Origin of the sequence: Modicisalibacter radicis, from assembly GCF_900961225.1 — a bacterium.
GTDB lineage: Bacteria > Pseudomonadota > Gammaproteobacteria > Pseudomonadales > Halomonadaceae > Modicisalibacter.
The window spans coordinates 1-842 of record NZ_CAAHFN010000118.1; the positions used below are offsets into that span (position 1 = coordinate 1).

Below are 842 nucleotides of genomic sequence, written 5' to 3' on the forward strand. Positions count from 1 at the left end.
CGCTCGTCGACCGGGTCGCTCCGGCGCCGCCGTCTCACGACACGATCCGGCTCGATTGCCGGGCCATGGACATCACCCGCCCCGGTGCGCTGGACAGCCTGCTCGGCGAACGCCCCGAGGTCATCTATCACCTCGCCGCCGTGGTCAGTTCGGCGGCCGAGGGCGATCTGGACCTGGGCATGGCCGTCAACTTCGATGCCACCCGCGCCCTGCTGGAAGGCTGTCGTGCGGCCGGCCTGGCCGAGACGCGCCTGATCATGGCCAGTTCGGTGGCCGTCTATGGCGGTGAGCTTCCGGATACGCTCGACGACATGACGGCGCTGACCCCGCAGAGCTCCTACGGCGCCCAGAAGGCGATGTGCGAGCTGTTGATCAACGACTACAGCCGGCGCGGCCTGGTCGATGGTTGCGTGCTGCGCCTGCCGACCATCGTAGTGCGCCCCGGGCGGCCCAATGCCGCCGCGTCCAGCTTCGCCTCCAGCATCCTGCGCGAACCGCTGGGTGGCGAGGCGGCGGTCTGCCCGGTACCCACCGATACCGACCTGTTCGTGATGTCGCCGGGGCGCGTCATCGACGCGCTGCTGCATGCCGCGACGCTCCCGGGCGATGCACTGGCGCCGTATCGCAGCGTGATGCTGCCGGGGCTGACCGTCAGTGTCGCCGCGATGCTCGAGGTGCTGCGCGAGGTCGGCGGGGAGGACGCCCTGGCCCGGGTGAGCCACGAGCCCGACCCGCGCATCGAAGCCATCGTCGCCAGCTGGCCGGCTCGCTTCGAGACGCCGCGTGCCGATCGACTCGGCTTCACCGGCGACCGCGACTTCCGCGAGATCGTGCGCACCTTC

Annotated in this window: 1 protein-coding gene; it reads left to right on the forward strand. The window is 70.8% G+C overall.

Going from position 1 to position 842, the window contains the following annotated elements; all coding sequences use genetic code 11:
- Window positions 1–842 (forward strand): D-erythronate dehydrogenase (gene denD, locus HR9077_RS19130; RefSeq protein WP_136068902.1); only part of this gene is annotated, 842 nt, incomplete at both ends.